The sequence below is a fragment of the Curtobacterium sp. APC 4022 genome (genome assembly GCF_030407555.1).
Taxonomy (GTDB): Bacteria; Actinomycetota; Actinomycetes; order Actinomycetales; family Microbacteriaceae; genus Curtobacterium.
In genome coordinates this window covers 56,342-62,371 of the sequence record NZ_JASDDD010000017.1, presented here as the reverse complement: position 1 = coordinate 62,371, position 6,030 = coordinate 56,342, and the positions used below count along the sequence as shown (strand labels likewise).

Annotated in this window: 4 protein-coding genes and 1 pseudogene; all 5 read left to right on the top strand. The window is 67.7% G+C overall.

All coding sequences use genetic code 11. The annotated features are described in order from the left end of the window. Positions 1-253, top strand: a pseudogene (locus QL987_RS07860) (hypothetical protein); the annotation flags it as partial. A 241-nt stretch (positions 254-494) separates the two neighbouring features. Then, positions 495-1,514: a LacI family DNA-binding transcriptional regulator gene (locus QL987_RS07855; RefSeq protein ID WP_253466788.1), complete on the top strand. Its 1,020-nt coding sequence runs from the start codon at positions 495-497 to the stop codon at positions 1,512-1,514. Between the two features lie 394 nt (positions 1,515-1,908). Then, a complete protein-coding gene (mmsA, locus tag QL987_RS07850) occupies positions 1,909-3,432 on the top strand; it encodes a multiple monosaccharide ABC transporter ATP-binding protein (RefSeq protein ID WP_181439349.1) in 1,524 nt (507 codons plus the stop codon). Next, positions 3,429-4,721: a multiple monosaccharide ABC transporter permease gene (gene mmsB, locus QL987_RS07845; protein ID WP_111076009.1), complete on the top strand. Its 1,293-nt coding sequence runs from the start codon at positions 3,429-3,431 to the stop codon at positions 4,719-4,721. The genes mmsA and mmsB overlap by 4 nt, the downstream gene beginning before the upstream one ends. Positions 4,722-4,828: 107 nt before the next feature. Further along, positions 4,829-5,920: a sugar-binding protein gene (locus tag QL987_RS07840; RefSeq protein ID WP_111076010.1), complete on the top strand. Its 1,092-nt coding sequence runs from the start codon at positions 4,829-4,831 to the stop codon at positions 5,918-5,920. The last annotated feature ends 110 nt before the right edge of the window (positions 5,921-6,030 follow it).

Sequence of the window (6,030 nt, the reverse complement as noted above, 5' to 3'; positions counted from 1 at the left end):
CACCTCTCCCCCGACGTCGACTCCCGCGACGAATCCGACGCCGGTCGCCGGAACGGTGCCGGGCACGGGAATCGGCACCCATGCCGGCAGCGGCATGGACGCCGGTCGACCCGGCGGCTCGCTCGCCTTCACCGGCCCGACGGTCGGCCTCGCCGGGCTCGGCGCCGCCGCCGTCGTGGCGCTCCTCGCCGGACTCGTCCTGCTCCGACGCCGCCGGGACACGCGCGTGCAGCGGGGTGACGGCGGGAGCTGAAGCACGGATCCGGGGCCGACGCGCCCGGACGACGGACGGGAGGCCCGCGGCGACACCGCCACGGGCCTCCCGTCCGTCGTTCCCGCGCCGGCGCGCCACCAGCAGGCCAGGGCGCCGGTGGGGCGGCTGCGGTCCGCTCCTCGTCCAGGTGGCACCGACCCCGGAGGCGTGCATAATGATCTGGCTCGGGATGTGAACGTGCACATGGGCGTGCCGCGGCCCCGGGCGGGAGAGAGCAACGATGGCGACCACGCGGGCAGAGCAGCCGCGGTCCCCCAGCATCCGTGACGTCGCGCGGGTCGCGGGCGTCTCGCACCAGACCGTCTCCCGAGTCCTCAACAACTCGGACGCGATCCGGGCCGAGACACGTGACCGTGTCCTCGCGGCGATGGAGGAACTGCAGTACCGGCCGAACCGGGCCGCACGTGCACTGGTGACGAGCAAGACCCGGACGATCGGGGTGCTGACGGCGCAACGGTCCCACTACGGGCCGACCGTGACCCTGCAGGCGATCGAGGACGCCGCGGTCCTCCGCGGGTACTCGGTGACGACGGCGAACATCGCGGTGCCGACGGACGGGGCGGTGCGCGACGGACTCGGGCACCTGCTCGACCAGGACGTCGAGGGCATCATCGTGATCGCCCCGCAGCAGCGCGTGTTCGACATCATCGAGGAGCTCGGCGTCCGGACGCCCTACGTCACGCTGCGCTCGAGCATCAACGAGGATCCGACCGCGCTCTGGGTGGACCAGATGGAGGGCGCCCGGCTGGCGACCGCGCACCTGCTGGACCTGGGCCACGAGTACGTCCGGCACATCGCGGGGCCGCAGGACTGGATCGAGGCGGACGCCCGGATGCAGGGGTTCCTCCGCGAGATGTCGGACCGGGACATGCCGGTGCAGCCGCCGATCCTCGGGGACTGGACGGCCGACTTCGGCTACCACGCCGGACGGGAGCTGCTGCGGTGGCGCGACTGCACGGCGGTGTTCTGCTCGAACGACGCGATGGCCCTGGGCGTGATGCACGCGGCGCGGTCGTACGGGCTCGACGTCCCCGGCGACCTGTCGGTGGTCGGCTACGACGACATCCCCGAGGCGAAGCACTTCTGGCCGCCGCTCACGACGGTGCAGGTGGACTTCGCCGAACTCGGACGGCGCAGCGTGGACATCCTGCTGCCGAGCGGCGAGGACCTGCTCCGCCCGATCGACATCGTCCCGCAGCTGGTCGTCCGCGGCTCCACGTCCGCCCCGCGTCGCCGCTGAACCGCCGCAGGCCCGGGCCTGGGCGGGTCCCGGGCGCGTCGGGGCCCTGACCCCAACCCGAGGGACACCGCTTCCGCCCTGCGCGGAAACTGCCCGCAGCGTCACCGAAACGTGACCGATCCGAATTGACAGCCCGGCTGAGCGTGTGCGTAACATTGCCTCCGTTCCTCGATGTGACCGTTCACATCGGCTGTCACACGAGGATCACCCGGACGCGACAACGAAGTCCGCACGCACCCCCGTGCCCTTCGGATGCCGTAGCTGAACCACCGAAGGACTGCCGCATCGCAGCGGCAGAAGGAGATGCACCGTGGCGTCAACCCCACAGGGTCACGACCCGATCGCAAGCGGGCTCGAGACCCGTTCGATCACCGCTCCCGAGACGATCCTCGAGATGCGTTCCATCACCAAGGAGTTCCCTGGTGTGAAGGCGCTCTCGGAAGTCTCGCTGAGTGTCCGCGCCGGCGAGATCCACGCGATCTGCGGCGAGAACGGCGCTGGCAAGTCCACGCTGATGAAGGTGCTGTCGGGCGTCTACCCGTACGGCACCTACGACGGCCAGATCGTCTACGAGGGCGAAGAGGTCCGCTTCTCGAACATCAAGCAGTCCGAACAGGCCGGCATCGTCATCATCCACCAGGAGCTGGCGCTGATCCCGGAACTCTCGATCACCGAGAACCTGTTCCTCGGCAACGAGCCGGGCCGCTTCGGTCGCATCGACTGGACCGCAGCGCAGCTCCGTGCCCAGGACCTGCTGGCCCGCGTCGGCCTGTCCGACGACCCGGACACCCAGATCAAGAACATCGGCGTCGGCAAGCAGCAGCTGGTCGAGATCGCCAAGGCCCTGCACAAGGACGTCAAGCTCCTCATCCTGGACGAGCCGACGGCCGCCCTGAACGAGAACGACTCCCAGCACCTGCTCGACCTCATCGTCGGGCTGAAGGCCAAGGGCATCTCGAGCATCATCATCAGCCACAAGCTGAACGAGATCGAGCAGATCGCGGACGAGATCACGATCATCCGAGACGGCAAGGCCATCGAGACGCTCAACGTCAAGGCGGACGGCGTCAACGAGGACCGCATCATCCGCGGCATGGTCGGCCGCTCGCTCGAGTCCCGCTTCCCGGACCGCACCCCGAAGATCGGCGAGACCTTCTTCGAGGTCCGCAACTGGACCGTGCAGCACCCGATCGACTCGTCGCGTCTGGTCTGCAAGGGCTCGGACTTCCACGTCCGCAAGGGTGAGATCGTCGGCTTCGCCGGCCTGATGGGTGCCGGACGCACCGAGCTGGCGATGAGCCTGTTCGGTCGCTCCTACGGCACCTGGCTCGACGGGCAGATCATCAAGGACGGCCAGGAGATCAAGGTCACCAACGTCCAGCAGGCGATCAACAACGGTCTCGGCTACGTGTCGGAGGACCGCAAGGCCCTCGGCCTGAACCTGCTCGACACCGTGAAGCGCTCGACCGTCGCGGCGGACCTCAAGAAGATCGCCAAGGGCGGCGTCGTCGACTCCCTCGAGGAGTACTCGGTCGCCGAGAAGTACCGGAAGCTCCTCCGCACCAAGGTGCCGAGCGTCGAGGACAACGTCGGCAAGCTCTCCGGCGGGAACCAGCAGAAGGTCGTCCTGTCGAAGTGGATGTTCACCGACCCCGACCTGCTGATCCTCGACGAGCCCACCCGCGGCATCGACGTCGGCGCGAAGTTCGAGATCTACGGGATCATCCAGCAGCTCGCGGCCGAGGGGAAGGGCATCATCCTCATCTCGTCCGAGCTCCCCGAGCTCCTCGGTCTCTCCGACCGCATCTACACCATCTTCGAGGGGCAGATCACTGCTGACCTCCCGGCCGACCAGGCCGATCCAGAAACGCTCATGCGCAGCATGACGTCCGCGCGGAAGGGCGCCCCCGTCTCATGAACAACCTGAAGCTGCTCTTCGGCAAGGGCAACTCCATCGGCCAGTACGGCATGATCATCGCGCTCATCGTGCTGCTCGCCTTCTTCGCGTGGACCACGCAGGGGCTGGTCCTCGAGCCCACGAACGTGATCAACCTCTTCCTGCAGTACTCGTACATCCTGATCCTGGCGCTCGGGATGGTCATGGTGATCATCGCCGGCCACATCGACCTGTCGGTCGGTTCGGTCGCGGCGGTCGTCGGCATCGTCGTGGCGCAGTCCATGTCGGTCTGGCACTTCCCGGTGTGGGCCGCGATCATCCTGGGCCTCGTCATCGGCGCCCTGATCGGTGCTTGGCAGGGCTTCTGGGTGGCGTTCGTGAAGGTCCCGGCCTTCATCGTGACGCTCGCCGGGCAGCTCATCTTCCGCGGTGCGAACCAGATCATCGGCGCCTCGACGTCGGTCCCCGTCCCGGAGGCCTACACCCCGATCGGTGCCGGCTTCCTCGGTGACTTCGGTCCGGACTTCGGCTTCAGCAACGGCACGCTGATCATCGGTCTCGCGACCGTGCTCGCCCTGATCATCATCGAGGCGCGTGGCCGTGCCCGCCGCAAGAAGATGCAGGCCGAGGTCCCGCCGCTGTGGGTCTCGATCGTCCGCACCGGTGTCCTGGTCGCCGTCACCCTCTTCGCCACGTACCTGTTCGCCGCCGGTCCGGTCGGCACGTCCGTCCCGGTCGTCGCGATCATCCTCGGCGTGCTCGTCATCATCTACGGCTTCGTCACGAAGAACACCATCTTCGGTCGCCAGGTCTACGCCGTCGGTGGCAACGCCAACGCCGCGATCCTGTCGGGCGTCTCCGCGAAGAAGGTCAACTTCTTCGTCATGATGAACATGTCGATCCTCGCCGCGATCGCCGGCATGGTGTTCGTCGCCTACTCGGGTGCCTCGGGCCCCGCGGACGGCACCGGCTGGGAGCTCGACGCGATCGCCGCCGTGTTCGTCGGTGGTGCCGCGGTGGCCGGTGGTGTCGGCACGGTCTCCGGGTCGATCATCGGTGGTCTCGTGATGGCGCTGCTGTCCAACGGTCTGCAGCTGATGGGGCTCGAGTCGAACAAGGTGCAGATCATCCGTGGTCTGGTCCTGCTCGTCGCCGTCGCCTTCGACGTCTACTCGAAGTCGCAGGGCCGTCCGTCGCTGATCGGCGGCATGATGCGGCAGTTCCAGCGGAAGGACACCGAGCAGAACACCGTCGGTGCCCAGCAGCCCCGCTCGATCGACGACCAGCCCGAGAAGCCCACCCTCCCCTAGCTCGGGCGACCGCGGCGGTCGGGTGACCGACCGCCGCTCCACCCGGTACGACCCATCCACACAGCGGGGCCCCGGCCCCAACTCCTCAACGAAGAGAAAGCAATCACATGCGCAAGAAGATCGTCGCCGGCGTCAGCCTGGCGCTCATCGCGGGCCTCGCCCTCAGCGGCTGCTCGGCCCGTGGCGACTCGGGCTCGAGCTCGACAATCAAGAAGGGTGACCTCATCGGTGTCGCCCTCCCCGCCAAGACCTCGCAGAACTGGGTCCTCGCGGGCGCCGCGTTCAAGAAGTCGATCGAGAAGGCCGGCTTCAAGGCCGACATCCAGTACGCCAACGCCGGCAGCCCGGTCCCGGACCAGCAGTCGCAGATCTCGGGCATGGTCACCAAGGGCGCGAAGGCGATCATCGTCGGTGCCGCCGACGGTTCGCAGCTCGGCTCGCAGGTCAAGGCCGCCAAGGCCGCCGGTGCGACCGTCATCGCCTGGGACCGCAACATCCTGAACACCGAGAACGTCGACTACTACGTCGCGTTCAACAACTTCAAGGTCGGCCAGCTCCAGGCGCAGGCGCTCCTCAAGGGCCTCGAGGAGAAGAAGGGCGACAAGCCGTACAACGTCGAGCTCTTCGCCGGTTCGCCGGACGACGCCAACGCCACCGTGTTCTTCAACGGTGCGATGGACGTCCTGCAGCCGAAGATCGACGACGGCACGATCAAGGTCGTCTCCGGTCAGACCTCGTTCCAGAAGGTCGCCACGCAGGGCTGGCTCGCACAGAAGGCCCAGTCGCGCATGACCGACCTCCTGGCGCAGTACTACACCGGTGACACCGAGCTCGACGGCGTCCTCTCGCCGAACGACACGCTCGCCCGTGCGATCCTCACCGCGACCAAGGCCGCCGGCAAGGACAACCCCGTCGTCACCGGTCAGGACTCCGAGACCGCGTCGATCCCGCTCATCATGCAGGGCACGCAGTACTCGACCATCTACAAGAACACCACCGACGAGGCCCAGGCCGCGATCGACCTGGTGTCCGACCTGGCCGACGGCAAGAAGCCGAAGACCGTGAGCGACAAGAACAACGACAACGGCAAGAAGATCGTCCCGACCGTCGAGCTGACCCCGGTCCTCGTCACCAAGGACAACGCCGTCGAGGCGTACTCGAACGACGACACCCTCGAGGCACTCGCCAAGAAGGGCTGAGTCTCCCCGACCCAGCAGAAGGGCCCCGTCGCGTCAGCGACGGGGCCCTTCCGTCGTTCCGGCAGGGAGCGGAAGGGACCGCGTGGTGACCGGTCTGGAGGCTCGCCCCG

What these genes read in the sequence shown, in the direction of transcription:
- QL987_RS07855 (WP_253466788.1), top strand. Translation starts at nt 495, where the DNA reads ATGGCGACCACGCGGGCAGAGCAGCCGCGGTCCCCCAGCATCCGTGAC.
- mmsA (WP_181439349.1), top strand. Translation starts at nt 1,909, where the DNA reads ATGCGTTCCATCACCAAGGAGTTCCCTGGTGTGAAGGCGCTCTCGGAA.
- QL987_RS07840 (WP_111076010.1), top strand. Translation starts at nt 4,829, where the DNA reads ATGCGCAAGAAGATCGTCGCCGGCGTCAGCCTGGCGCTCATCGCGGGC.
- mmsB (WP_111076009.1), top strand. Translation starts at nt 3,429, where the DNA reads ATGAACAACCTGAAGCTGCTCTTCGGCAAGGGCAACTCCATCGGCCAG.